Origin of the sequence: Methanoculleus sp., assembly GCF_035363275.1 — an archaeon.
In the GTDB taxonomy this organism is placed as follows: Archaea; Halobacteriota; Methanomicrobia; order Methanomicrobiales; family Methanoculleaceae; genus Methanoculleus.
The window spans coordinates 1-24546 of the sequence record NZ_DAOSET010000017.1 but is presented as its reverse complement, the minus strand read 5'-3'; the positions used below and the strand labels follow the sequence as shown (position 1 = coordinate 24546).

Sequence of the window (24546 nt, the reverse complement as noted above, 5' to 3'; positions counted from 1 at the left end):
GTTACTCTCCCTTCATCTTCCCGATATCCCTCTGAATCTTGCCGATCGCCTTCCAGCGTTTCTTTTCAAGCCTTACAAGCCCTATCTCCGCTTTCGCCTGCTCGAACGCGAGTTCCTGCACGAGCCTCTGATAACTCTCCAGCCGTGCCGCGGGGAGGGTCCCGGCCGCGACGGCCGCCTGCACCGCACAGCCCGGCTCCCCCTCGTGCCGGCAGTCCGAGAACCTGCAGCCCTCTGCGACTTCGAGGATGTCGGGGAATGTGTCGGCGATGCCGGCAAAAGCCGTCCCGATCCCGACCTCCCGCAGGCCGGGGTTGTCGATCATGAGCGCCCCGCCGTCAAGGACGAAGAGCTGGCGGACGGTCGTGGTGTGCCGCCCTTTGCCGTCATAGTCCCGGGTATCCGAGGTCTCCTGCACCGGCCGGCCCATGAGCCGGTTGATCAGGGTGGACTTGCCGACGCCCGACGAGCCGATGAGGGCGACCGTTCTTCGCGGCGGGAGATACGGGTCGAGCCGGTCGACTCCCTCCCCGCTCACGGCGCTGATGGGAATGACCGGTATGCCGGGAGAGGCCGAAGCAATCTCGTCGGCGAGCGTTGTAGGGTCGTCTGCGAGATCGGACTTGTTAATGACGATGACCGGGAAGGCGCCTGACGCGTGGGCGATCGCGAGAAAGCGCTCGATCCGGCGGGGGTTGAGGTCACGGCCGGCGGCCGTGACGATGAAGACCGTATCGATATTCGCCGCGATGACCTGGTCGGTTCCCTCGCGCCCCGCGCTTCCCCGCGTAAACCGGGTCTTCTGCGAGAGGATATCGACGATCATCGAGGTGCCGGTCTCCGGCTGACGGAGCAGGACGACGAAGTCCCCCACCGCGGGGAACCGGCCAAGTCTCCGGAGTGCCCCGGAGATCCCGGCCGTGACCGATCCCCCGTCGACAAGCACGTCCCATACGGTCTTCTGCCGACAGGCCACGCGGCCGGCGAGATAGGGGCCGGCGTATTTCGAGAATGCCGCATCGTGTTCCTCAGTCCAGCCAAGTTCTTTCAGCGTATAGCGATGCTGTTGTCCGCATTGGGAAGTGGGTTGGCTCATAAATGACCGGGCCTCCGTGACAGGGGTGGCATCGGAGGCGTAAAGTGCTTTGCGGTCGCGATCCTTGACCGCAGGGTCTTCTCTGTGGCAGCCCCCATGCCTGCGTGCTTGCATCATCCATCCGTGCACGGACCGCCCTCTTTCCTCGCAACCGCCCGCCATGCCCGGGGAGGAACCAGAATCTCAAACCGGGCCCCCCGGCTCGCCGTCCCCGTCTCCCGGATCCCGATCTCGGTTACGGAAAGGATGTCCCGGGAAAAAGCCAGCCCGAAGCCGGTGTTCTTCCCGTAACCGTAGCGGAAGATCTGCTCTTTCTCGTCGTCCGGAACCCCGGGCCCATCGTCCTCGAACGTTATGGTGAGCGTCCCGTCGGCCTGCTCGCAGGCTGTTATCTCGATCCTGGTGAGTTCCCCCCCGTGCCGGAGCGCGTTCTCGAGCAGGTTGTATACGACTTTGGGCGAGAGCGGATCGGCATAAATCTCCACCGGGGCGGTCCGGACGGAGATCTCAATCCCGGGATGGTGAATGGCGCTGACGGCATGCTCGATCATCGTCTCAAGCGGCTGCCAGACCGGCTGGTACACGCCGATCATCTGGTATTCGCGGGAGAACTGGAGATGTTTCTTGATCCTCTCTGCGGCCTCGATGGATCGGGATAGATACACATCGCCGTCGTGATGCATCCGGTCCTCTGAGAGGAGGCTCAGGTACCAGGAAAGCCCGGTGACGTCGTTGCCGATGTCGTGGCAGGTCAGCTGGGATAAGAGTGACAGTTTCTGGTTGGCAGTCCGGAGGGCGGTTTCGGCTGCTCTCCGGCCGGTGATATCCCTGATTATCAGGACAACACCGGCAGGTTCTCCATCCGGGTCGCTGACAGGTGCCCCGGCGATGCTGAGAACGCGGTTCTTCTTGCCGTCGGTCACCACCTCCAGATCCGAAAACCTCCCCTGCTGCGTGACGGCGGTCCTGATCGCGGCGTACGCCGTATCGGGAATGAACCGCCCGACCGGCTGTTCGGAAAGATCCCCCTCGGCTACGCCGAAGACCTCCGCGGCCGCCGCATTCGTCGCGATGATCCTGCCGTCCATATCGGTAAGGACAAGGCCGTCGGGCATCGTCCTGAGGATCTCCGGGACCGCCGTCTGGGGACTCAGGGTGAACATCCCATATCTGTGGATGGCGTGGGCGATGAGCAGGGAGAAGACGACGATACCGATGAAGACGAGATTGACGGTGTAGATCCCGAAGGTCGGGAGGATCAGTCCAGAGAGAGCGCCGAAAACGACGACGGTTGCGGTGCCGATACCGACGAGCCGGTTCTGGCGCCGGATCCTCCCCGGACGCACTCTCCGCCAGGACGAAATACCGGCGTATACCGCCCAGACCATCACCAGTGAGACGTAGGCCTTCGCGGCCAGGGAGATAGGTCCTGCGGAGGACAGGTAGACATACCCCGTTCCCGGCTGGAGCGTCACCGTGTAGATCTGGTCGGTGAAGAGACCGAGCAGCGTAAAGAGCAGGGCGGGCAGGTACAGAGAAACGAGGAGAATACCACGTTTATTCTTCCGGGCGAGGGGGTGGTTGGTGAAGGTGAGTGTAAAGTGGGCGGTGAAGACGGCGACAAAGACCCAAAAGGAACTGGCCCTCAGCCAGAAGAGGCTGCCTTCGTAACCGGCCGAATGCCAGAAGAGGAACTCCCCGATGGCCCAGCAGGTTGCCGAGAGCGTTACTGCAAGGAAGAGGCGGTTGACGGCCGACGAGGGGTTTTGCGCAAAAGCATACATCCCGAGACCGTAGGTGGTGAATGCCGAGACAGCGCAGAACCCGACCAGGATCAGAAAGAAGATCGTGAAGATGTCAGACACGGCCGCTCACGTCCCTGCACCGCCCGGTCTTTCCCGGGCCATCCTGCTCCGGTCCAGATTAACATGGGGGATCATCGGGGGACTGCTGTGGGTATTATTACCCTGTTCCCGGGAAAACGCTTTGCTTTTTGATCGGTGCTAGAGATCTCAGGTGAATAAAAATGAGCCTGCCGGGGCACCGCAAACGCTCTTGTGGATCCGGTCCGTGCAGGCACGGTCTTCCCGCGCCGTGCGGCTTACCACAGACGCTTAATAGCGGGCTCACGTTATAACTCCTGCAGGGAAACGGTATGAACGGCAACTACGTCCACGGCTACACGGGGCGGGAAGCGGAACGGCTGCGCGACCAGGCGGAGACCCTGACCGGGCTCCTGCACGGCGACACCCGGTACCCGGCAGGCTCGAGGGTGCTCGAGGCCGGGTGCGGCACCGGCGCCCAGACGGTCATCCTGGCGAGAAACAGCCCGGAGGCCCGGATCACGTCGGTCGATATCTCCGAGGCATCGCTTGGCGAGGCAGAGAGGCGCGTTCTGGCGGAAGGCATCACGAACGTCACGTTCGAGGCCGGGGATATCTTCGCCCTCCCCTACGAACCGGGGAGTTTCGACCACATCTTCCTCTGCTTCGTCCTCGAACACCTGGCGGACCCCCGCCGTGCGCTCGAACGCCTCCGCCCGCTCCTCCGCGAAGGCGGCACGATCACGGCGATCGAGGGAGACCACGGCTCGGCATTCTTCCACCCGGACAGCGACTACGCCCGCCGGGCGATCGGGTGCCTCGTCGACCTCCAGCGGGAGATGGGCGGCAACGCCCTGATCGGGCGGGAACTCTATCCCCTTGTCACCGGCTCCGGCTACCGCGACGTTCGCGTCTCGCCGCGGATGGTCTACGTGGACGCTTCCCGGCCGGACCTCGCCCGCGGGTTCACGCGGCTGACCTTCACCGCCATGGTCGAGGGCGTCGGCGATGACGCGGTGGGCCGGGGGATGATGAGCCGGGAGGACTGGGAGCGGGGAGTAACCGACCTCTACCGGACCGCAGGATCGGACGGAGTCTTCTGCTACACGTTCTTCAAGGCGACGGGAAGGAGGTAGCCTCCCTCACCGCTTCCCCGTAACCGGTGCCATGAGGTATCCCCCGAACCCCGCAAGCCAGAAGAGCGCGGGGTAGACGATCATCCGCTCCGACCCGCCGTGACCGATGGGGCCGTAGAGGTTCATGATACCGAAATCGCTTGCCGCATGCGTCACCAGGAAGACGAGACCCAGGACGCCTGCGATGATCGCGATCGCTCTTATAGGTCCCCGGACCAGGGTGGCGCCGGCGATTGCCTGGATATTGAAGAAGATGAAGGCCATAAGCGCAAAGAGGCCGTGGATCCCGGGGATAGCCAGCGTAAAGACGGCGGCACCCAGTGCACCGATGCCCGCGAGGGCGAAAAGGGGAAAGATCCAGCCTCTGCCGTAGAAGCGGTAGAGGAGGTAGCCGCTGATGATGTTCAGGAGGCCTGCAAGGAAGAGGGAGCCGTTGAAAAGCCATGCCGTCGCGCCGATCACGCCGAGGTCGCTGATCGCGTTCGTGTTGATGCTGTACCCGGGTGCCATGGCCGCGCCGACCATGAGAGCCATCATAAACTGGACCGGGAGCAGAAAGAGCAGTACGCCTGCAATCGTCCGGCTGCTCTCCGTGAGATCGAACCTGCGCATGCTTAAGGAGGTGGAGCCTCTCCCATAATAATTCCTGCACTGGCCCGGACCGTGATGGGGGTTTGCAGAGCGGCCGGACTCGGGTGAACGGCCCTACTCCGGCAGAGGGCCGGTCAGGAGAAATGAGCAGCCACGGCGCTCATTTTGTCGCCATCGTCTGCAGGATTGCCATGATCCCCGGTTTCCCTTTCCTCCGGGACCGCGGGCCGAACCCGCCCATCCCCATATCGGCGGATCCGAACATCTCGCTGTTCAGCCGGTCGGTGATCTCGTCGAATATCCGCTTGTAGGCGGTGCAATGGGGATCCACTCCCCGGACCTCGCCGTTCGTGGGGGCTATCGCGTTGTAGGGGCACCCGCCCCGGCAGTACCTGATGTGGGCGCACCCGGCGCATTCGCGGTCGACGTAGTCCTTGAACGCGTGCATCAGTTTCCAGGCATCCGACCGGGCGAGGTCTTCCTGCGTGGGACGGTCGCGGACGTTCCCCATCACGTACTCAGGCATCCCGACGAAGCGGTAGCAGGGGTATATGCTCCCGTCCGGCCCGACGGCAAGGGTGGTTCCCATGCAGTCGACGAATGTGCAGACGGTCCCGTGCCGGGTGAAGATGCACTTGCAGAGGTCGTTGATGTTCATGATCTCGATCTTGCCGAGGTTCTCAAGGTATGTATCGAGGAGGTAAACCAGCAGTTTCCCGTACTCCTCCGGCTCGAGCGCCCACTCTTTTGGGTTCTCGCTCCGGAGCGACGGCAGCGCCGGGTGGAGTTTGAGGGGAAACCCGCTCTTGAGGAAGAAGTTGACGATCTCCTCCTTCTGCTCGACCGACTTGTTGGTGAACGTGCAGATGAACCGGACCTCAAGCCCGTTTGCCGTCGCGATCTCATACCCCCGCATGGTTTTTTGATAGTATCCCTTCCCTCTCTGTGCGTCGGTGATCGCCTCGGGGCCGTCGATGCTGGAACCGATGGGGATATGGTATTCTGCAAAGATCTTCGCCATCTCCGGGGTGAGCAGCCAGAGGTTGCTCTGCAGGGCGAACGTCGGTGCAAGACGGGCGAGGGCCCCGGAGAGGATGGGGAGCGCCTGCCGGTAGAACTCCGCGCCGGCGAGGAGCGGTTCCCCCCCGTGGAAGGTGATGGTGACCTGGTCGGACCGGTAGTCCTTGAGCCACGCCGCTATCTCCCGGACCGTCTCGATACTCATGATCGGAGACCCTTCATCAGAACTCCAGCAGTAGTGGCATCTGGACGGACAACCGAGCGTGGGGATGATCATGACGTGAAAGGGGCTCTTCATTGTACCGAGCTTCTCCTCAAAAGATGTTAAAACCTATTCATATGGGTGCTGACACCTGCAGCCGCGGCAGGCGTCTCGGTATGACGGGCCGTTGTGCACCGTGCTCGCCCGGGTGAGCAGATGCCTCCGGGGACTACAGCGAATGAGTGCAGCCCGGGCTGCACGATTCATCACAAACAGGATCGAACTCGTTCTCGGTCGCGGGGAAGATCGCGTGAGAGGGGCTCTCCCGATCCCCGCCGCGAGTTTGTTCGCTTGCTTCACCGATGATCGGGCGACGTCACCTCGTCCGCGATGGGGACGGCGACGCCGAGATATCGGCGCCCGTTACCCCCTCGATCGTGTACCGGTCCTACGCCTTCTTGGCGACCGAACTCCCCATATCGACGCCCACAATCCCGACGATGGCGCCGGTCGAGTCCTTCACGGGAGCATACCCGGAGATGATGGTGGCGGTCGTGTTGTCCCACTCTTCAGTGGAAAGTTCGCTCTCTGCAGAGGGGCCGGCAAACCCGGCGAGCAGCCTGGAGTCATCGTCCGTAGGCCGGTAGGTGCTGCCTATCGCGGGTGTGTCGCCGGGCCTGTAGTCCGCATCCACGACATACTCGATGGTATCATTGACGTTGCGCATCGTGTAGACGTAGAGGACCCCGGTATTTGCGTCCCGGAAGGCCGCGAGCCGGTCGCGGATGGCGGTGAACTCCGGTGTGGTCTCGTCGCCCGGCTTGAGCGCGGCGAGGGCGTCGCCGTCGATCATGCCCGCAGCCTCCACCGCAAGAGCCTTCAACTCGTCCTGCATGGTCTCTGCCGGGGCAGGACTCTCCCCTCCGGGGGAGAGTACCATCAAAAGCCCTGCAACAACGACGATCAGGGCAATGATACCGACCACTAACTTGGTCGGAATGTTTTGCTGCGTCAAAACACACAACTCCGATTCAGACTGGGTACGGTGCCCACTAAAAGGTTTCTAAACATCCGCTGCCTTCCCGGAGTTCGTTCTGGTATTTCGCCGTTAAACGTTGCATTTGATGCAAAAAACAGAATCTACTGCCACCGATTCGGCACTGCGCAACAGTTGCCGGGGTAACGACAGTCCCGGAACCATTTTCTGCTCCCCCTCCGTATGGATGTATGAGGAAGAAGAATGGACTTCTCTGACTGCGTGAAATTTGCAAACGCCAACCCCGTGACCTACATCGCGACAATGGACGGCGACCAGCCCCGGGTCCGGGCGTTTGCCATGTGGTTTGCCGATGAGACCGGGTTCTACTACCACACCGGGACGCCGAAGGCCGTCTGGCAGCAGCTCGTAAAGAACCCGAAGGTCGAGCTCTGTTTCTACGAGCCCGGCGACGCAGGGCAGATGATGCGGGTCGCGGGTGAGATCGAGGTTGTCGAGGATCCGGCCTTAAAAGAGCGGCTGGTTCGCGAGCGGCCTTGGCTCCTCCAGATCGGTCTCTCCGGCCCCGCCGACCCGAAACTTGCCGTCTTCCGCGTGGCACACGGCGAGGCTTACTTCTGGACGATGGAGTACAACATGCGGGAGGCCGAGGCACCCCGCGTCAGGTTCTGAGCCTCGCCATCCCCTCACCAATCCTTTTTCATCGCTTCCGCCTTCAACTCCTTCGGCATCAGTTCGATCGCGTACCGCAGAGCCGTCCGGGGCATGGCTCTCTTGTTCGCCATCACGTAGCGGAATACCTCGTCCGTGTGCTTCCTGCTCGCCTCCTTGAGGAGCCACCCGTAGCCTTTCTGCACCATGTCGTCCGTATCGGTGAGGAGGAGATCGGCGATCGCAATGGCCTCGTCGAGGAACTCCCCGTGCTTTGCCGGCACGATCAGCGAGACCGCCGCCGCCCGCCGCATCCAGCGGTTCTTTGACTGCGTCCAGCGCTTCAGCTCGTCGATCGCTTCCGGGTACCGGACGACATAGTCCCCGACGGCATGGTTGCAGAGGCCGTCGCAGGTGGCCCAGTTGGTGATATAGGTCTCAATCCAGTGGCGGAAGATGGTGATATCACCGGGTTCGTAACGGTCGGCGAGCTGCTGGGCCCACTGGGAGACGACGAACGCCTCCTCCATCATCCCCGACGAGTAGAGTTCCTCGCAGAGGGAGAAGATCTCCCGCTTCTCGCGGGCTTTGACCTCCTTCCAGTACTTCTTTGCGATCGCGATTCCGGTTGCCGTCTTCATCCCGTAGCACCGGACCTCCTCCTTGAAGAACCGCCGGCCTTTCTCCCGGATCTCTGGGTCCGCGTGCGCCGCGAACTCCTCCCGTATCGCTTCGACGACCGTGTCCATATGCAGGTGTACGGGGGGAAGGGGGATAAACAATACGGCACTCGTATCCCTCTGCCGCTCAATCCGTGCGCGGAGCATACTCGATGGCGACATGCAACCCTGGGTCGGACTCTGCTCCAGTGGCCCTGCGGGCGAATAAAAAAGCGGGGTTTATCGGAAGATCATGGCTGCCGGCCGGGAGATCCCGCGTCTCCGGCCGGTCGGGAGGGTGCACTCTCCCGAACCTGTTCGAGCACCGTTCGGCGGGGATAGAACCCGAACCTCCGGTAGAACGGGAAGGCCTCCTCGTTTCCGTCGGCGACCGCCACCCGGTTCTCGACCGAGCCGTTCTCGTCCAGCCACATAAGCGCCCGGCGGACGAGTGCCGTGCCGATACCCTGCGAGCGGTAGGTCTCGTCGACGTAGAGCGACTCGATCTCCCCGATGCGCTCTGCCGAGAGCGAGGTTACGCAGTAGGCGACGCACCGGTCCGCCGCCGGATCACAGGCCTGGTCGACCCGCAGGTCTCCGGTCTCTGCACACCGGACAAAGTGCGCCTTCCGCTCGTCGAAGGTCGTGTGCTCGAAGAAGGCCCGGAACGTCCGCGCACGGACGCGGTGGTGCTCGCAGATCCGGTTCCAGAGCGGGCGGATGACGTCGATGCCGGCGATGTCCGTGGTGCGGTACTCGATGGACGGCGCCGGTGCGGTCATACTCTCTCCGTCCCTGCTTTTGCCGGGCACCGGGCCGGTGCTGCATCGTCGGTGCCGAGATACTGCGTTCCCCAGGCGCAAAGCGCCTCCAGGATCGGGAGGAGGGTCCTGCCGAACTCGGTGACGGCGTACTCCACCCGGGGCGGCACCTCGGGGTAGACCGTCCGCTGCACGACTCCGTCCCCCTCCAGTTCCCGGAGCTGCCGGGTGAGCATCTTCGCGTTGACGCCGGGGAGTTCCCGCTGCAGTTCGGAGAAGCGTTTGACCCCGTCGCAGAGGTGCCAGAGGATGAGCGCTTTCCACTTGCCGCCGATGACGTCGAGAGCCGCTTCGACCGGGCAGTGGAAGGTCCTGCCGTTCTTTGTGTAGGCCATGGTTCCACCAATGAAAGTAAGTTACAGGAGTGCCTGTATTCCCTATATCTCCTCTTATGGAGTATTTATCCTGGTGGTCCGTAATGCCTGAGGCGAAAGGACTATCTCTGCTGACGCGCCCGGCATCCTGCCGGGAGTGAGGTGTAACGATGGAAAAGAGCGAGATTGGAAAGAACTTCTTCATCCCGATGCCGGTCGTGCTCGTCGGGACGCAGGTGAACGGAAGGGCGAACTTCATGGCCGTGGGCTGGTGCTCGCGGGCGAACGGCAACCCGCCGATGATCCTCTGCGGGATCGCGAACGCCCACCACACGCCCAGAGGCATCGCCGGGACGGAGACCTTCTCGGTGAACCTCCCCTCCTCGGCCCTGCTGGAGAAGACCGATTACTGTGGGCTGGTATCGGGGAAATCGGTCGACAAGTCGACCGTCTTTGACGTCTTCTACGGGACGCTCAAGACCGCACCGATGATCCGGGAGTGCCCGGTCAACCTCGAGTGCCGGCTCGTCGAGACGGTCCTGCTCCCGACCCACACGGTCTTCATCGGCGAGATCGTGGGGGCATATGCGGACGAAGGGGTGCTCCGGGACGGGAAGCCGGACTACGCGGCGATCGACCCGCTCCTCCTGACCATGCCCGACAACCGCTACCACCGGCTTGGGGAGCACGCCGGCGACGCCTGGAGTGCCGGGAAAAGCCTGATGCGGCAGGCTCCGGGGGCCTGAATGGAGACCACGCTTGTCGACGAGGCCCTCTGCACCCGCTGCGGGACCTGCTCGACCGTCTGCCCTTCGGCAATCGTCGGTGCCGCGGACGAAGACCCCCTCCCCGGGGTCCCGGAGGAGAAGGCCGGGATGTGCATCGCCTGCGGCCACTGCGAGGCCTTCTGCCCTACGCAGGCGCTTACCCTGAACGTCAGGCCGGAGGAGAAGGCGGACGTCCCGGCCGGTGCGGGGACGCTCTCGCCCGGCGACCTTGGCGTCTACCTCCAGAAGCGCCGGTCGGTGCGCCGCTACACGGACGAGCCCGTCCCCCGGGAGACGATCCTCGCGGTCCTCGACGTCGTCCGGTATGCGCCGTCGGGAGGGAACGGGCAGCCGGTGCAGTGGATCGTCGTCCACGACCCGGCGAAGGTCCGGAAGATTGCCGCCCTGACAGTCGACTGGATGAAGACCCTGGTCGAGAGCCGCCACCCGATGAGCGGCCACGTGCCGGGGCTCATCCGTGCGTGGGAGGTGGGCAACGACGTCATCTGCCGCGGCGCTCCGCACCTCCTCGTCGCCCATATCCCCGAAGGGAACCCGGTCGCGTCCGTGGACGCGATCATCGCGATGACGCACTTCGACGTCACTGCCCCGGCGTTCGGCATCGGCACCTGCTGGGCCGGGTTCGTCTCGATGGCCGCGGCATCCTACGGGCCGCTCCAGGAGGAACTCGGCATCCCCGCAGGGCGGTCCCTCTTCCGCTGCCCTCCGAGGTACCGCTCGATGTGCGTCTTCCTGATCCCCATCGCGAGCAGGCGCCGGGTGACCTCCTCCCGGCCATGGATGGAGATCTCTTTCTTTGTCCGCCGGAGTGCCTCGACCTCCTCGCGGTAGGGGAGCGTTCCCCGCCCCTCCGTCAGGTCCCGGAGGAGCGCCGGGTCGCATCCGGTCGCGGTGATCCCCTCCTCCGGGCGCATCTCAACCCGGCACGCCCCGGCAACATACTCGACCCGCCGCCACCCCTGCTCCCACTCGATCGCCGCATACGAGGACGGGGAGCAGTCGAGGGCGACATACACCTTCCCGGCGACGACGCCCGCCATCATCCCGTAGTGGCCGGTGACGATGCACGCCGCCGGGAGGTCAAAGAGCCAGACCCGGTTCGCGAGAGGGGCGTGGGCCACCACGATATCGACCGTCTCTTCGGCCTGGCCGGCCATCCTCTTCTCCTTCCCGGTGGGGACGCCGAGGAAGCGGATGCCCTGGACGGTCTCCGCCTTCCCCGAGATCTCGTGGATACGGGGGCTCTCCTCCGCCGCTTCCCGGACGCGGCCGTAGGTGCCCATCGTGTCGTCGTTGTTCCCCTCGACGATGACGCAGTGCCTCCCCACCGCTGCGATCTCCCACAGAAGGCCGAGGAAGAGTTCCGTCTCGTCGAGCCCCGACCGCGAGCACCGGTCGTAGGCACCGTCGCCGGCAAAGACGACGATTGCCGGGTCCGTCTCCCCGACACGGCGGAGGAACGAGGTGGCATCGACCTTTCGGCCGCCGGGCGCACCCCGCTCCCTCGTCCCCCAGGCGAGATCGCTGAACGCGAGGATCCTTGCCATGGGCCGGGGTTGAGTGCCCGGGGGTAATAGGTCTCGCGGTCGTCCAAAGATTGATGCCGACGGCGGCCAAGAAGGGGGCGCAATGCCGCGCACGACGAGCCCATCCCCGAACGCTACGGCGGGTCCCGCCCTGATCTCATGGAACATCACCCTCCGCTGCCCGCTGAAGTGCGCCCACTGCTACGCGGATGCAGGCGAAAGCGAAGCAGAAGGAGTCCTCTCGACAGAAGAGGCGTTCTCGGTCATCGACCAGATCGCCGCGGTCGGAAGGCCCGTCGTCGTCCTCTCCGGGGGAGAACCCCTCCTCAGGGAAGATATCTTCGAGATCGCCCGGTACGGGACCGAACGGGGACTCGTGATGGCGATGGGCACGAGCGGGTATCTCCTTGACGCTGAGACGGCGAGACGGCTCGCTGCGTCGGGCGTCCGGTCGGTGGCAATCAGCCTCGACTCGGCGGATCCGGATACCCACGACGCGTTCCGCGGGGTTCCCGGCGTCTGGGAGCGGGCGGTCGCGGCGATCGGGCACTGCCTTGAAGCGGGGCTCGCCGTCCGGATCAACATGACGGTCATGCGCCCCGTCCTCGCCGACGTGGAAGGGGTGCTCGCCCTGGGGGAATCCCTCGGCGTGCGCGACTACCAGATCTTCTTCCCCGTGGAGACCGGGAGGGGACGCGAACCCGGCCAGGGCGGTCCCCGCGAGTACGAGGACCTGATCCGGGACATCCTCCTCCGGTACCGGGAGAGCGATCTTCGAGTCCGGCCGACGTGCGCACCCCAGTTCCGCCGCATCGCAGAGGAGGCCGGGATCGAGGAACCATCAGGCTGGAGCCGGGGCTGCATGGCCGGCATCAGTTACTGCCGGATCTACGCGACCGGGGAGGTGACGCCCTGCCCCTACCTGCCGGTGAGCGCGGGCAACCTCCGCACCACGACGTTTGCCGGGATCTGGAACCATTCGGTACTCTTTGACGTCCTCCGTGACCCCCAACGGCTCACCGGGAAGTGCGGCCGGTGCGGCTACAGGGCAGTCTGCGGCGGGTGCCGGGCACGGGCCTACCGCGGGGCCGATGCCGTTCCTGCCCGGTGGTGTGACGGCCTCATGCGGCCCGACAACCCCTGCGGGGAGGTCTCGCGCGAGGACCCGTGGTGCCCCTACGAGCCCGGCGGCATCGACCGGACCGATCTCGCAATCCTCGATGCCCTCCAGGACGACCTACCCCTGGTGCCCCGGCCGTGGGCCGCTATCGCGGCGAGAGTCGGGATCGCGGAAGACGACCTCCTCGCGAGGATGCTGCGGCTTCAGGCCTCAGGCATCCTCCGCAACGTCTCGCCGGTCTTTGAGTCACGGAGGTTCGGGCTTGCCGCCGCGTCCCTGATCGCCCTCCGCGTCCCGGAGGACCGGGTGCGGGAGGTGGCGGAGATCGTCAGCGGCTACCCGGAGGTCTCGCACAACTTCCGGCGGGACCATCCCTACACCCTCTGGTTCACCCTTGCCGCCCCGACAGAGGAGCGGCTCAGCGAGGTGCTTGCGGAGATCCTCTGCCGGGCCGGCATCCCCGAAGAGGACGCGCTCGACCTGCCCACCGTCCGGGCATACAAGATCGATGTCCGCTTTCCCCTCTCCGGGGAGGAGGTGACCCGTGGACCCGATTGACGTCCGCCTTCTTGCAGAACTGGAGAAAGGAGTCCCGGCAGTCAGCGAACCGTTTGCCGGGATCGGAAGGCGGCTCGGCATACCTGAGGCAGAGGTGCTCCGCCGGGCGCAACGCCTCCGCGACGATGGGGTTATCCGGAAGATCCGGGCCCGGATCAACCAGCGGCTCGTCGGCATCACGGCAAACGCCCTCGTCGCATGGCGGCCGCCGGTGGAGTGGGACGAGGAGGCGCTCTCCCTCCTCGCCTCCTCGCCGGGGGTCTCCCACTGCTACCTGCGCCGGCCGGTGCCGGGGAGATGGGAGTATACCCTCTACACCGTCCACCACGGCAGGAGCCGGGAGGAGGTGCGCTCTGCGGTCGAGGAGATTGCGCGGACGGTCGGGTGCCGGGAGTATATCGTGCTCTTCAGCACCAAGGAGTACAAGAGGGTGCCGAACGTGCGTATCGGCGAGAATGGAGGAGATCTGCAATGAACAGGATTACACAATGCATGCACGGGCGGGGAACGGTCAGCAGCGTCGCCCGCCACCGGGATAGGCTGCTTACAGAAGTGCCGGGGAAGTACCTCGCGTTCGTGCGGGAATACCGGCCGGTCGTCTTCTGGAACCTCACCGACCGGTGCAACCTGGCCTGTGCCCACTGTTACGGCAGGTCCGGACCGGACTCGCGGACGGAGGGCGAGCTCTCGACCGCCGAGGCGCTCGCGCTCATCGATGACTTCGCCGAAATGGGCGTGCCGCTCATCCTTCTCTCCGGCGGCGAACCCCTCCTCCGCGAGGACCTGCCGGAGCTCGCGCGTGCGGCGGGCGAGCGCGGGATCCGGACCGCGCTCAGCACGAACGGCACCCTGATCACCCCCGGCGCCGCCCGGATGATCCGGGATGCGGGGATCGGCTACGTCGGGATATCGCTCGACGGTGCGTCCCCGGAGACCCACGACGCCTTCCGGGGGACCGCGGGAGCGTTCGAGCGGGCGACGGAGGGGTTTGCCCGGTGCCGGGAGGCCGGCATCCGGACCGGCCTCCGGGTCACCCTGACAAAGGAGAATTATGGCGAGCTCGCGGCCCTGATCGACCTCGCGGTGGCCGAAGGCGCCTCCCGGTTCTGCCTCTACTGGCTCGTCCCCAGCGGGCGGGGGGGCGAGGTCTACGACCGGCTCCAGGTAGGGCCGGAGGAGGTGGACGGGGCGCTCACCCTCCTCTACCGGAGGGCCAGGGAGATCAATCCCGGCGCCATGGAGTTCCTGACCGTCGACGCCCCGCAGGACTGCGTCCACCTCCTCCGGGCCATGGAGCGGGACGGGTCTCCCGACGTCCGCGAGGCCGAGGCGCTCGTCCGGTCCCTGAACGGCGGGTGCAGCGCGGGTACGCGGGTGGCGAACGTCGACCCCCGGGGGAACGTTTATCCCTGCCAGTTCGCCCGGTCGCCGGAGTTCCGCGTCGGCAACGTCCGGGAACGGCCGTTCTCCCGGATCTGGCAGGACGCGGAGAACCCCGTCCTCTCCCGGTTCCGGGCGACACCGCGGGACCTCTCGGGGAAGTGCGGGCGGTGCGGCTACCGGGACCTCTGCGGCGGCGGCTGCCGGGTGCGGGCGTATGCCGCCGCCGGGGACCACGCCGCCCCCGACCCGTTCTGTTTCGTCGAGGAGTAAAAAAGAGGGGTGGCGGCTCCGCCGCTACTGCACTCCGTCGAGCGGGATGCCGAGCGCGTCCGCGACACCCTTCCCGTAGGCCGGGTCGGCCTTCAGACAGTTACCAATGTGCCGGACCTTGATGAAGTCGGGCGCATCCCCCATGGCGCGAGCGGTGTTCTCAAAGAGGACCTGCTGCTCGCCGGGGCTCATCAGGCGGAAGAGTTTGCCCGGCTGGGTGTAGTAGTCGTCGTCGTCCTCGCGGAAGTTCCAGGCACCCGCGGCGCCGGAGATCTCGAGATACGGCTCCCGGTACTCGGGCTGCTCCTGCCACTCGCCGAAACTGTTCGGCTCGTAGCCGACTGCGGAACCGGCGTTGCCGTTCACCCGCATCTGGCCGTCGCGGTGAGAGGGGTTTGCGGCACATTTCGAGCGGTTGACCGGGATCTGGTGGTGGTTGACGCCCAGGCGGTAGCGCTGAGCGTCCCCGTAGGCAAAGAGGCGCCCCTGCAGCATCTTATCGGGCGAGATCCCGATCCCCGGCACCACGGCGGCGGGGTTGAACGCGGCCTGCTCCACATCCTGGAAGTAGTTCTCGGGGTTCCTGTTCAGTTCGAGCACGCCCACCTCGGTCAGTGGGTACTCCCCCTTGTACCAGACCTTGGTGAGATCGAAGGGGTTGTAAGGCATCTTCTTTGCCTGCTCCTCGGTCATCACCTGGATGTACATCGTCCAGCGGGGGAAGTCGCCCCGCTCGATGCTCTCGAGGAGGTCGCGCTGGTGGCTCTCGCGGTCTTTCGCGACGATTGCCGCGGCCTCCTCGTCGGTCAGGTTCTTGATGCCCTGCTGGGTCCGGAGGTGGAACTTGACCCAGACGCGCTCGTTCTTCGCGTTGATCATGCTGAACGTGTGGCTTCCAAAGCCGTGCATGTGGCGGTAGGAGAGGGGGATCCCGCGGTCGCTCATGGTGATGGTCACCTGGTGCAACGACTCGGGAAGGGAGGTCCAGAAGTCCCAGTTGTTCTTTGCCGACCGCATGTTCGTCTTCGGGTCGCGCTTGACGGCGCGGTTGAGGTCCGGGAACTTGTGGGGGTCGCGTATGAAGAAGACGGGCGTGTTGTTCCCGACCAGGTCCCAGTTCCCTTCCTCGGTGTAGAACTTGATGGCGAAGCCGCGGATGTCGCGCTCCGCGTCGGCCGCACCGCGTTCGCCGGCGACGGTCGAGAATCGCACGAAGACCTCGGTCTTCTTGCCCACTTCCGAGAAGATCTTCGCTTTCGTGAACCGGGTGATGTCGTGGGTGACGGTGAACGTTCCGAACGCCCCGGACCCCTTGGCGTGCATCCGCCGCTCCGGGATCACCTCCCGGTTGAAGTGGGCGAGTTTCTCCTGGTACCAGACGTCCTGCATCAGCATGGGGCCGCGTGGACCGGCGGTCATGGCGTTCTGGTTCTCCGGCACGGGTGCGCCGGCAGCGGTGGTCAGTTTCTTCCTATCATCCATACGTTATGCCTCGTTTCTCTGTGGTTTATGGGTAGAGCAGGGTTGGTGGTTTGCTGTAACCTTACTTCAGGCAGATTTAATTCTGTCGGGGCAGTCTGCAACCCGAGATCGGGAGGTCCGGGCCGTAAGACGCCCGGTGTCTCCGGATCTCCTCAGGAACCATCAGGCTGGTTCGTTTCACCTCTTTGCGGCAGAATGCCCCCTCCGCAAAGGCGGGGTAGTTGACTCTACCGCCAACGGCGTCACATTAATCTTCATCCTTGAAGAGATGGTATACTGAAAAACCCTCTCGTTTCCGCTGAACGATCGAGAAAGGGGCAGCTCCTGCCGACGCCGATCGCTCGACGGTCGTCCGCTACACCCATGAACGTCAACTGGCGAGCCATACCCCAGGCGAACAACACCCTCGCCGTCTTATCCGCGGCGTGCGAAGGCTCCGGGTACCACTTCGAGATAACCGATGCGCCGCAGCGCGACGTCACCGTCTACAGCCTGAACTCCATCAACGAACGCTTCTATCGTGACGAGATCGCAGGAGCCGACTGCATAACGATCGCGGGAGGTCCTCATCCCTCCGCCTGCTACCGGGAGGTGGCGGAGTACGCCGACTACGTCGTCGTCGGGGAGGGCGAGTACACCCTCCCGGCGCTTCTCTCTGCCATCGAAGAGGGGAGGGACCCGCCGCCCGGGGTCGCCACCGCCGCCGGCTACACGCCTGCCCGGCATACCGTCCTCCTCGACGGCTATCCGCCGTTCTCGGACCTCAAGGGGTTCGTCGAGATCACCCGGGGGTGCCCGTTCTCCTGCGGATACTGCCAGACCCCCCGCCTCTTCGGGCGGTGCATGCGCCACCGTTCCGTCGAGGAGATCGCTCGCTATGCGTCACGTCACCGGGATATCCGGTTCGTCACCCCGAACGCGTTCGCCTACGGGTCGGACGGCGTTCACCTCCGGCTCGATCGCGTGGAGCGGCTCCTCGAGAGCCTCGATGGGCGGATCTACTTCGGCACCTTCCCCGGCGAGGTGCGCCCGGAGTGCGTCTCGCGGCAGTCCGTCGAACTCATCCTCGACCACTGCGCCAACACCCGCCTGCACTTCGGGGCCCAGTCCGGGAGCGACCGGGTGCTCCGCCGCCTGCACCGGGGGCATACCGTGGAGGACGTCATCCGTGCCGTCGAGATCTGCCGGGAGCACGGGCTCGTCCCGGTCGTCGATTTCATCCTGGGGCTGCCGTTTGAGAGCGACGACGACCAGCGCGCGACGCTCGACCTCGTGCGCCAGGTCACCCGGGCGGGGACGGCACACATCCACTACTTCATGCCGCTGCCCGGGACCCCCCTCGGGAACAGCCGTCCTCGCCCGCTCCTTCCGGAAACCCAGAAAGTTCTTGGCAAACTGGCGCTCGGCGGCAGGATAACCGGCTCCTGGATGGATCAGGAGATAAGGTTTTTTAGACGCACTCCTCATCTATAGAGCATGACGGATGTGCTACTCTTAGCAGATCTGCACGGTAACTACGGAAAGCTTGACGCTTTTCTCAGCTACGACTACGATGCAGTCATCATTGCAGGCGACATCACCAACTTTGGTCCACTTGAGCCTGTAGATTCGGTACTCTCCAACTTCGAAGTACCGTGTTTTGCAATCCCCGGCAACTGTGACCCCCGTGAGATCGTCGACGTGCTCGAACGCTCAGATGCAGTCTGTCTGCACAACTCCTGGATAGCGCTCGGAAAGATAACGCTCGCAGGTCTTGGGGGTTCGAACCAGACGCCTTTCGGCACGCCGTTTGAACTTACCGAGAAAGAGATTGATGGTGAACTCACCCGGATCGTCAACCACATGGACAAGAACATCCACAACGTCCTGATCAGCCACGCCCCGCCCTACGGAGCCCTGGATTCCATCGGCGAGGAGCATGTCGGCTGCCAGAGCATCCGAAAGCACATGACCCGGTTCGACCTGGTCTGCTGTGCTCACATTCACGAAGCACGGGGGATCGCCGAGGTCGACGGCGTCACTGTCGTCAACCCCGGGCCCGCATCAGAGGGCTACGGCGCACTCATCCACTTTGGGACGGAGCCAAAAGAGATTCAGATCGACCTTATCGCTGTTTAGATAACAGCATCTCAAGATACGAGGTGTAGATCGGTGGACCGTCTACACCCAACCCTTTTGCAACCGCTCCTATCCGTTCGGCAGCGTCTTCTGTACCAACTTCGGTCAGGATCTCGATCTCGATGAACGTCCCGAGACCCTCGACGTCGTCGAGCGTCACTGTCACCTCCCCCTTCTCGTAGAACTCCCGCACCTTTGAGACCGTGGCGGCCCGCCGGAAACCGAGGCGGGAGAGGATCTCTTCAAGGGTCTCTCCCGAGGCCACCGCGAGGTTGAACTCCTCGCGGGCCTTTGCGCTCCCTACCCGGATCTTGGGGGCTTTGTAGGTCACGGTGACCCCGGTATCGTCGTACCTGACCCGTAATGCCTCGTCAGTCTCTCCGAAATCACGGTGGGGGGCGTTGTAGTAGACGTCGCGCTCCTGCTGCCTCCTCGTCATCCGCACTCCCTGCCGGTTGAGCCGGGCCCTGATGCGGGAGGTATCAGGGACCGCAAACTTCGCTTCTACTTCGAGCATGACAGTCGCGTCAGATCGTCTCTTTCGGAAGCATGATAAACCCTCACTGCACGGGCCGGACCGGGCCGGTGATCGCCTGCCGGACAAGGTCTCTCTGGTTCCGTGCGGCGGCAAGGAGAGCACCGTCCCCGAGATGCTCCGCAGAGACGATCGCCCGCTCTGTCATCACCAGAGCCGTGTCGTGATCCTCGCGGTGATGGAACCGGAGCCCCAGCTCCAGGTTCAGGTCCGCCGCCTTTCCGTACTCCCGCGCGTGGAAGTAGTGGCAGGCAAGCGAGAGGAGGACGTGCAGCCTGCCGGAGAGGCGGTGCATGGAACGCTCGAAGCAGTCTGCCGCACGGGCATTGAGCGCTACCCGTGCACCCGGGATGAGTTCGCGCCTGCAGTGCTCCTGGAGGAGGGGGTGCGCGAAGGCGTATTCGCCGCCGGGGAGCCTCCGGAATATGCTGCTCCCCTGCAGCCGGTCCGTCACACTCGTCCCCGGGATGTCGAGCATGCAGCCCATGACCGGCACCGGGAACGGGGGGTTTAAGACAGAGAGCCCCTCCGCCCATGCCCCCTCTGGCCCGGGGAGCGTGGCGAGGGCAAGCCCTGCCGGGTCTTCTGCCCCGGCAAGCACGTCTGCGATCGTTTCTTTAGAGGGTGTAATGCCGCGGTGGCGCAGGGCGTTGAAGCAGGCCATGAGGCTGAACGGGTCGCCCCCGGTCTCCTCGAGGAGGGCGGCTGCTGCTGCGTCATCGATGGAGAGGTCAAACCGCCTCTCCGCCAGTTCCCGGATCTCGTGGGGCTGCATCCCTGATAGCGGCACTTCGGGGATCTCAAGACCCTGGATCTCCTCCTTCCCCGGGCCGGCCGCATCCCCCGTCCGGCAGGTGAAGGCAAGGAGGATGCCGGGCGGAAGATCGCGGACGGTGTCCAGGAGGAGGCGCCGGTCGAGGCTCGAGGCGAGATGAACGTCGTCGAGCAGGACTGCCGCGGCCCGACCGGTCCCGGCCATCAGTCCCCCGAGTTCCCGGAGCAGCTCCTCGAACGCCTGGCGCACCCGGTCGTACCCGACCTCAGGCGACCGGGCGAAGATGCCGATAATCTCCTCGCCGGTCTTGGAGAGCAGGCCCACCGGCTCCACCGGGGCGGCATACTTCTCCAGCACGTCGTCGGCATACCGGACTGCCTCCTTCATCCCCTCGGTACCGAGGATCTCCCCGAATCTCGCGGAAGCGGCGTGCCCTCGCAGGTCCTTCAACAGGTCGCGGAAGACCGAGAAGATCATCCCCGGGAGGTCGAAGACCTCACCCCTGAGGACGGGCGCCTCGCCCCCGGCGGGGTTCTCCTGCACCTCGTAGGCGAGCCGGTTCAGGAGCGAACTCTTCCCGATGCCGGGGGGGCCGGAGATCATCACCGCCTGCCCGTGCTCTGTTGCCCGCGAGAGGATGGCCGAGAGTCTCTCTCGCTCCTTCTCTCTGCCGCAGAACTCTCCAGGGGGAGAGGGGGCGTACGAGACACTCTCCGCCTGCTGCTCTCCCTCGTCTATGATCCTGTCCGGTCCCATTCCCCTTCCTCACCCCCGCAAGATAAATACCATTCCATCCAAATAAAGTGGGACAACGAGACGCAGGTATGCGGCGGGCCTGTACGCGTCCCGTATCGGCCCGATAACGCAGCTGCTATTCAAGGTGAATGGAATGGCACTTCAGGAAGGAGATTTTATCAGGCTCAGATACACCGGCCGCGCCGGTGAGAATATCTTCGATACCACGGATGAGGAGAGCGCAAAGGAAGAGGGGATCTACAACCCGCGGGCGGAGTACGGTCCTGTCACCGTCCGCCTGGGGAGCCACCACGTCATCATCGGCCTTGAGGACGAGCTGATCGGGAAGGAAGTCGGCGCCGAGGGCCAGGTTGATATCCCGCCCGAGAAGGCGTTCGGGCCGCACGAGGAAGACGGCATGAAGTCCGTCCCGACCTCGCAGTTCCGCGAGAAGCCGAAGCGCGGAACGCGGATCGAGGTTGAGGGCCGCGAGGGCGTCGTCATCGACGTCATCGGAAAGCGCGCGGTCGTCGACTTCAACCATCCGCTTGCTGGCCAGACCCTGACCTACTCCTACTCGATCCTGGAGAAGGTCGAGGACCCGATAGAGCAGATCAAGGGTCTCATCAAGCTCTTCTCGGGCCGAACCGACATCGGGATCAGCATCGCCGACGGCGTGGCCGAACTGACGCTTCCGCCCGCGATCACATATGACCGGCGCTGGATGGTCTGGCGGGGCACCCTCGTCCGCGAGATCTTCGAGAACTACCCCGATGTCAAAGACGTCGTCATGAAGGAGACGATCTCGCGCCCGGCCACGCCGGAGACTGCGCCCGAGATCGAAGAGACGGAAGAGTCTGAGGAGTAACCTCCTCCGCTCTGACTTTTTGCTTTTTTTTGAAGAGTAGTTTTACCCTAAGGTTTTTCCTCATCTGGACATTTGCTGTAACTGGTGGTGGGAAAGACGGGGATTTGAGCACCGTGAGTCTGCTTTACGGCGACGTAGTTGAAAGTGAGGACAAAGCCCCGTAAACTGGACCGTGGTGGATATCGCGTCTGGGGAGGGGTTTCAGGGGAGGGGGGAGACCCCCATATGCGCTAACTTTATCGACATGTATTTTACTGTGGCCGGTGCACTAGTACCTTGTAATCAGGGAACGGGAGAGCGGACTGGGCATGGAAATAGCATTCGATGAGAACTGGAAGTTTCTGTTACAATTTCTGCCTGAGGGTTGGGAAGACAAAGCCCAAGAACTTGGCGCCCTAACCCGCCGGCGTAAAATTGTCTCTGCAGACGTGTTGCTGCGTGTCCTTCTCATTCACTTAGCCGACGGTTGTTCGATGCGAGAAACTGTCGTACGGGCAAAAGAAGCTGGATTAGTGGATATTTCCGATGTTGCTCTCTTGAAGCGTCTTCGGGCCAGTTCGGAATGGCTGCGATGGCTCTCGATCCATCTTGCAGACCAGGTTCATGGGGCTGTTCACAAACCGCAGTGGTTGCAGGACTTCACTGTCCGTCTTGTCGATGCGAGTGTCATCACCGAACCCGGCAGTACCGGGTCTGACTGGCGATTACATTACAGCATTGAGTTATTTGGCCTTTCGTGCGACCATTTTCACATTACCGACCCAACCGTGGGAGAATCCTTCCGCAATTTTCCGGTTCGCAACGGAGATCTCCTGGTCGGTGACCGGGGCTATGGGACGATTACCGGGATAACGTATGTTCTCGACCATGAGGGAGATTTTCTGGTCAGGCTCAGAAATAAGGCGTTTAAATTGATGAAAAATGAGCATGAAGAGTTTGATGTGTTAGAGCAGTTTCGTACCTTGGATTATGGAGAGCTTGGTGATTTTGATGTCTTCTATGGGTTTTCGGAGAACCAACGAAAGCCCGTTCGCCTATGTGTGATAAAGAAATCTCCTGAAGCTGCAGAGCGTTCAAAGAAAGCGGTTATTCAGAGTCAGATCAAAAAACAAAGGCCAATCAGTGAGGAAACACTTGAGTTACACGAGTACGTCTTTGTTGTCACCTCGCTCACGAGGGATGTGGTCACTGCGGAAGAAGTCCTGTCGTTGTATCGGATGCGATGGCAAGTGGAATTAGCATTCAAACGATTAAAATCACTATTGGGTCTGGGACATCTCCCAAAAACGGATCCGGTCAGCGCAAAAGCGTGGTTACACGGGAAGATGGTTGTGGCCCTTCTTACGACGGCAATCGTCGACGAGGGACGTTTTTTTTCCCCCTGGGGATACCCCCTCCATGCCCGGGGATGAGGAAGATCCCGAACAAACCAACCTGTGGCGAGAGACGTCGTTTGCAGTTCACTTGCTGCGATGTGCAGTAAATCCGATTCTGTCGCTGAAAAAATGTCTCGAACGCTGGCATCTCATTGCAAAACAACTTGCAGAGAGGAAGAGAAAGAGAACTCGTCAGGTGTTCGCAGCGTACCAGTATCAACAGGGATTGGCGGTACCGGTAGGTTAGGTTAGCGCATATGGGGGAGACCCCCCTCCCCTGTCCCCACCCCCCGCGTGGTGATATCCACCTGAAATCCGTAGACAGTGACATGCGACCGACATCAGCAATGTGATCCGCTTAAGGATCTCAAAGAGTTACAAAATCCCCGAAGTCGTCGATCCCTTTCTATTCCCCCAGGACACAGCGCATCCATCTGCCCGATCTCCATCTAATCCGGATCCTGTGCCGCTTGCCCGTACCCTTCTTTAGGTACCGGGCCGAATGTATTCTGGAACCAATGGCAACATTACAGGGAATGAGCGGGGTCGATCTTCGGGCGCTGGTGGCGGAGTCTGCCGATCGCCTCCCGCTCTGGGTCGGCAAGATCTACCAGTTCGACGCAAAGACCCTCGGTATCAGGCTAAACGGGGAGGACCGGGCAAAATACCTGTTGCTCATCGAGACCGGACGGCGCGCCCACTTCACTGCGGAGTTCCCCACACCCCCGAAGAACCCGCCGAGTTTTGCGATGCTGCTCAGAAAGCACCTCGAGGGCGGGAAGGTGCTCGGCATCCGCCAGCTCGGGCTTGAGCGCACCATGAGCATCGACGTCGGGAAGCGGGATACGACCTACCATCTCATCTTCGAGCTCTTCGACGAGGGGAACGCGATCCTCTGCGACGAACGTTACACGATCATCAAACCCCTCTGGCACCACCGGTTCAAGACCCGGGAGGTGGTCCCCGGCGCCGTCTACGCCTTTGAGGGGGCCGACTGCTCGTCTCTCTCCCCGGAAGCGTTCCAGGGGATGCTTGATGGGTCCGACCGCGACATCGTCCGGACGCTCGCGGTCGGGTGCATGCTCGGCGGGGCGTACGCCGAAGAGGTCTGCCGGATCGCGGGTGTCGAGAAGAGCGCCGCGGCCGCCGAGGTGGACGCGGCGGCGGTCCGGGAGGCATTTGAACGGTTGATGGCCGCGGTCTCTGGGCGGAGCGATCCGGTAATAACGCCGTCCGGGTGCTGGCCGGTGGTGCTTGCCGGCGAGGAGGTTCGCGAGCGGTTTGCGACCTTCAGCGAGGCTCTGGATGCCTTCTACCCGGAGGTCGCGGGGGAGAAGGAGGCCGCAGCCACCGAGAAACCCCGCCTCTCCCAGGCGGAGGTGATCCGCCGGCGCCAGGCGGAGGCGATCAAGGGGTTTGAGAAGAAGGTCGAGCGCTACCAGCGGGTCGTAGAGGTGATCTACGAGAACTACACTGCTGTTGCCGGAATCATAACGACGCTCGATGACGCGAGTAAAGAGCGCTCGTGGCAGGAGATCGAGCAGATCCTCAGATCCAACGGCGATAACCCGGCGGCGAAGATGGTCCGGGCGGTCCACCCTGCCGAGGCGGCGGTGGAACTCGACCTTTCGGGCGAGCGGGTGAAGATCTACGTCCACGAGACGATCGAGCAGAACCTCGGCCGCTACTACGACCAGATCAA

General features: G+C 63.4%; 23 protein-coding genes. 12 read left to right on the top strand and 11 right to left on the bottom strand.

The features are described 5' to 3' along the window. Position 1: 1 nt before the first annotated feature. Both rsgA and PLN84_RS05110 read right to left on the bottom strand, forming a co-directional pair. Entirely contained in the window at positions 2–1096 is a 1095-nt protein-coding gene (gene rsgA, locus PLN84_RS05115; protein WP_292385442.1) for a ribosome small subunit-dependent GTPase A, read from the bottom strand. 113 nt (positions 1097–1209) lie between these two features. After that, positions 1210–2961 carry a histidine kinase N-terminal 7TM domain-containing protein gene (locus PLN84_RS05110; protein ID WP_292385440.1) on the bottom strand — a complete coding sequence of 584 codons (1752 nt, stop codon included), beginning with the start codon at positions 2959–2961 and terminating at the stop codon, positions 1210–1212. A gap of 290 nt (positions 2962–3251) precedes the next feature. Between PLN84_RS05110 and PLN84_RS05105 the strand changes: the two genes are divergently transcribed. Further along, a complete protein-coding gene (locus PLN84_RS05105) occupies positions 3252–4055 on the top strand; it encodes a class I SAM-dependent methyltransferase (protein WP_292385438.1) in 804 nt (267 codons plus the stop codon). A gap of 6 nt (positions 4056–4061) precedes the next feature. On the opposite strand, the gene PLN84_RS05100 is transcribed toward PLN84_RS05105, so the two are convergent. The 3 genes from PLN84_RS05100 to PLN84_RS05090 all read right to left on the bottom strand — a co-directional run bounded on the left by PLN84_RS05100 (position 4062) and on the right by PLN84_RS05090 (position 6853). After that, positions 4062–4667: a DUF998 domain-containing protein gene (locus tag PLN84_RS05100; protein ID WP_292385436.1), complete on the bottom strand. Its 606-nt coding sequence runs from the start codon at positions 4665–4667 to the stop codon at positions 4062–4064. A gap of 139 nt (positions 4668–4806) precedes the next feature. Further along, the gene (locus tag PLN84_RS05095; protein ID WP_292385435.1) at positions 4807–5964 is read right to left on the bottom strand and encodes a TIGR04083 family peptide-modifying radical SAM enzyme; all 1158 of its coding nucleotides are present in this window, start codon (positions 5962–5964) and stop codon (positions 4807–4809) included. Positions 5965–6316: 352 nt separating this feature from the next. Beyond that, positions 6317–6853, bottom strand: a complete 537-nt coding sequence (locus PLN84_RS05090; RefSeq protein WP_292385434.1) for a hypothetical protein — start codon at positions 6851–6853, stop codon at positions 6317–6319. Between the two features lie 255 nt (positions 6854–7108). Between PLN84_RS05090 and PLN84_RS05085 the strand changes: the two genes are divergently transcribed. After that, positions 7109–7537 carry a pyridoxamine 5'-phosphate oxidase family protein gene (locus PLN84_RS05085; protein WP_292385433.1) on the top strand — a complete coding sequence of 143 codons (429 nt, stop codon included), beginning with the start codon at positions 7109–7111 and terminating at the stop codon, positions 7535–7537. Between the two features lie 14 nt (positions 7538–7551). On the opposite strand, the gene PLN84_RS05080 is transcribed toward PLN84_RS05085, so the two are convergent. From PLN84_RS05080 to PLN84_RS05070, 3 genes are all read right to left on the bottom strand, one after another. After that, positions 7552–8265, bottom strand: a complete 714-nt coding sequence (locus tag PLN84_RS05080; protein WP_292385432.1) for a DNA alkylation repair protein — start codon at positions 8263–8265, stop codon at positions 7552–7554. 161 nt (positions 8266–8426) lie between these two features. Next, on the bottom strand, positions 8427–8957 hold the full coding sequence (locus PLN84_RS05075; RefSeq protein ID WP_292385431.1) for a GNAT family N-acetyltransferase: 531 nt from the start codon (positions 8955–8957) through the stop codon (positions 8427–8429). Continuing rightward, positions 8954–9331, bottom strand: coding sequence for a helix-turn-helix domain-containing protein (locus PLN84_RS05070; protein WP_292385430.1), 378 nt, complete (start codon positions 9329–9331; stop codon positions 8954–8956). Before PLN84_RS05070 ends, PLN84_RS05075 begins: the two co-directional genes overlap by 4 nt. 149 nt (positions 9332–9480) lie before the next feature. Here PLN84_RS05070 and PLN84_RS05065 point away from each other — a divergent pair, with 149 nt between their 5' ends. From PLN84_RS05065 to PLN84_RS05045, 5 genes are all read left to right on the top strand, one after another. Beyond that, positions 9481–10056: a flavin reductase family protein gene (locus PLN84_RS05065; protein ID WP_292385429.1), complete on the top strand. Its 576-nt coding sequence runs from the start codon at positions 9481–9483 to the stop codon at positions 10054–10056. Beyond that, complete coding sequence (locus PLN84_RS05060; RefSeq protein ID WP_292385428.1) at positions 10057–10929, top strand: nitroreductase family protein; 873 nt, start codon at positions 10057–10059, stop codon at positions 10927–10929. Between the two features lie 798 nt (positions 10930–11727). Beyond that, entirely contained in the window at positions 11728–13302 is a 1575-nt protein-coding gene (locus PLN84_RS05055; RefSeq protein ID WP_292385427.1) for a radical SAM protein, read from the top strand. Further along, positions 13289–13777 (top strand): AsnC family transcriptional regulator, encoded by a 489-nt coding sequence (locus PLN84_RS05050; RefSeq protein ID WP_292385426.1) that lies wholly within the window; start codon positions 13289–13291, stop codon positions 13775–13777. Before PLN84_RS05055 ends, PLN84_RS05050 begins: the two co-directional genes overlap by 14 nt. Next, positions 13774–14955, top strand: a complete 1182-nt coding sequence (locus PLN84_RS05045) for a radical SAM protein (RefSeq protein ID WP_292558670.1) — start codon at positions 13774–13776, stop codon at positions 14953–14955. Before PLN84_RS05050 ends, PLN84_RS05045 begins: the two co-directional genes overlap by 4 nt. A 24-nt stretch (positions 14956–14979) precedes the next feature. On the opposite strand, the gene PLN84_RS05040 is transcribed toward PLN84_RS05045, so the two are convergent. Next, positions 14980–16437 carry a catalase gene (locus PLN84_RS05040; RefSeq protein ID WP_348531957.1) on the bottom strand — a complete coding sequence of 486 codons (1458 nt, stop codon included), beginning with the start codon at positions 16435–16437 and terminating at the stop codon, positions 14980–14982. A 363-nt stretch (positions 16438–16800) separates the two neighbouring features. Here PLN84_RS05040 and PLN84_RS05035 point away from each other — a divergent pair, with 363 nt between their 5' ends. Both PLN84_RS05035 and PLN84_RS05030 read left to right on the top strand, forming a co-directional pair. Continuing rightward, on the top strand, positions 16801–17910 hold the full coding sequence (locus tag PLN84_RS05035; protein WP_292385423.1) for a TIGR04013 family B12-binding domain/radical SAM domain-containing protein: 1110 nt from the start codon (positions 16801–16803) through the stop codon (positions 17908–17910). Between the two features lie 3 nt (positions 17911–17913). After that, on the top strand, positions 17914–18555 hold the full coding sequence (locus PLN84_RS05030) for a metallophosphoesterase (protein ID WP_348531956.1): 642 nt from the start codon (positions 17914–17916) through the stop codon (positions 18553–18555). On the opposite strand, the gene cyaB is transcribed toward PLN84_RS05030, so the two are convergent. Continuing rightward, positions 18542–19072, bottom strand: a complete 531-nt coding sequence (cyaB, locus tag PLN84_RS05025; protein ID WP_348531955.1) for a class IV adenylate cyclase — start codon at positions 19070–19072, stop codon at positions 18542–18544. The genes PLN84_RS05030 and cyaB overlap by 14 nt on opposite strands. Before the next feature lie 43 nt (positions 19073–19115). Then, positions 19116–20621, bottom strand: coding sequence for an ATP-binding protein (locus PLN84_RS05020; protein WP_348531954.1), 1506 nt, complete (start codon positions 20619–20621; stop codon positions 19116–19118). A gap of 133 nt (positions 20622–20754) precedes the next feature. Between PLN84_RS05020 and PLN84_RS05015 the strand changes: the two genes are divergently transcribed. From PLN84_RS05015 to PLN84_RS05005, 3 genes are all read left to right on the top strand, one after another. Then, positions 20755–21468: a peptidylprolyl isomerase gene (locus PLN84_RS05015; RefSeq protein WP_300033079.1), complete on the top strand. Its 714-nt coding sequence runs from the start codon at positions 20755–20757 to the stop codon at positions 21466–21468. 308 nt (positions 21469–21776) lie between these two features. Next, positions 21777–22880, top strand: coding sequence for an IS4 family transposase (locus tag PLN84_RS05010; protein ID WP_348531953.1), 1104 nt, complete (start codon positions 21777–21779; stop codon positions 22878–22880). Between the two features lie 482 nt (positions 22881–23362). Continuing rightward, the coding region (locus PLN84_RS05005) for an NFACT family protein (RefSeq protein WP_348531952.1) at positions 23363–24546 on the top strand (1184 nt) is incomplete at its 3' end.

What these genes read in the sequence shown, in the direction of transcription:
- PLN84_RS05045 (WP_292558670.1), top strand. Translation starts at nt 13,774, where the DNA reads ATGAACAGGATTACACAATGCATGCACGGGCGGGGAACGGTCAGCAGC.
- PLN84_RS05070 (WP_292385430.1), bottom strand. Translation starts at nt 9,331, where the DNA reads ATGGCCTACACAAAGAACGGCAGGACCTTCCACTGCCCGGTCGAAGCG.
- PLN84_RS05085 (WP_292385433.1), top strand. Translation starts at nt 7,109, where the DNA reads ATGGACTTCTCTGACTGCGTGAAATTTGCAAACGCCAACCCCGTGACC.
- PLN84_RS05080 (WP_292385432.1), bottom strand. Translation starts at nt 8,265, where the DNA reads ATGGACACGGTCGTCGAAGCGATACGGGAGGAGTTCGCGGCGCACGCG.
- PLN84_RS05015 (WP_300033079.1), top strand. Translation starts at nt 20,755, where the DNA reads ATGGCACTTCAGGAAGGAGATTTTATCAGGCTCAGATACACCGGCCGC.
- cyaB (WP_348531955.1), bottom strand. Translation starts at nt 19,072, where the DNA reads ATGCTCGAAGTAGAAGCGAAGTTTGCGGTCCCTGATACCTCCCGCATC.
- PLN84_RS05055 (WP_292385427.1), top strand. Translation starts at nt 11,728, where the DNA reads ATGCCGCGCACGACGAGCCCATCCCCGAACGCTACGGCGGGTCCCGCC.
- PLN84_RS05100 (WP_292385436.1), bottom strand. Translation starts at nt 4,667, where the DNA reads ATGCGCAGGTTCGATCTCACGGAGAGCAGCCGGACGATTGCAGGCGTA.
- PLN84_RS05030 (WP_348531956.1), top strand. Translation starts at nt 17,914, where the DNA reads ATGACGGATGTGCTACTCTTAGCAGATCTGCACGGTAACTACGGAAAG.
- PLN84_RS05075 (WP_292385431.1), bottom strand. Translation starts at nt 8,957, where the DNA reads ATGACCGCACCGGCGCCGTCCATCGAGTACCGCACCACGGACATCGCC.
- PLN84_RS05010 (WP_348531953.1), top strand. Translation starts at nt 21,777, where the DNA reads ATGGAAATAGCATTCGATGAGAACTGGAAGTTTCTGTTACAATTTCTG.
- PLN84_RS05105 (WP_292385438.1), top strand. Translation starts at nt 3,252, where the DNA reads ATGAACGGCAACTACGTCCACGGCTACACGGGGCGGGAAGCGGAACGG.
- rsgA (WP_292385442.1), bottom strand. Translation starts at nt 1,096, where the DNA reads ATGAGCCAACCCACTTCCCAATGCGGACAACAGCATCGCTATACGCTG.
- PLN84_RS05065 (WP_292385429.1), top strand. Translation starts at nt 9,481, where the DNA reads ATGGAAAAGAGCGAGATTGGAAAGAACTTCTTCATCCCGATGCCGGTC.
- PLN84_RS05060 (WP_292385428.1), top strand. Translation starts at nt 10,057, where the DNA reads ATGGAGACCACGCTTGTCGACGAGGCCCTCTGCACCCGCTGCGGGACC.
- PLN84_RS05035 (WP_292385423.1), top strand. Translation starts at nt 16,801, where the DNA reads ATGAACGTCAACTGGCGAGCCATACCCCAGGCGAACAACACCCTCGCC.
- PLN84_RS05020 (WP_348531954.1), bottom strand. Translation starts at nt 20,621, where the DNA reads ATGGGACCGGACAGGATCATAGACGAGGGAGAGCAGCAGGCGGAGAGT.
- PLN84_RS05040 (WP_348531957.1), bottom strand. Translation starts at nt 16,437, where the DNA reads ATGGATGATAGGAAGAAACTGACCACCGCTGCCGGCGCACCCGTGCCG.
- PLN84_RS05095 (WP_292385435.1), bottom strand. Translation starts at nt 5,964, where the DNA reads ATGAAGAGCCCCTTTCACGTCATGATCATCCCCACGCTCGGTTGTCCG.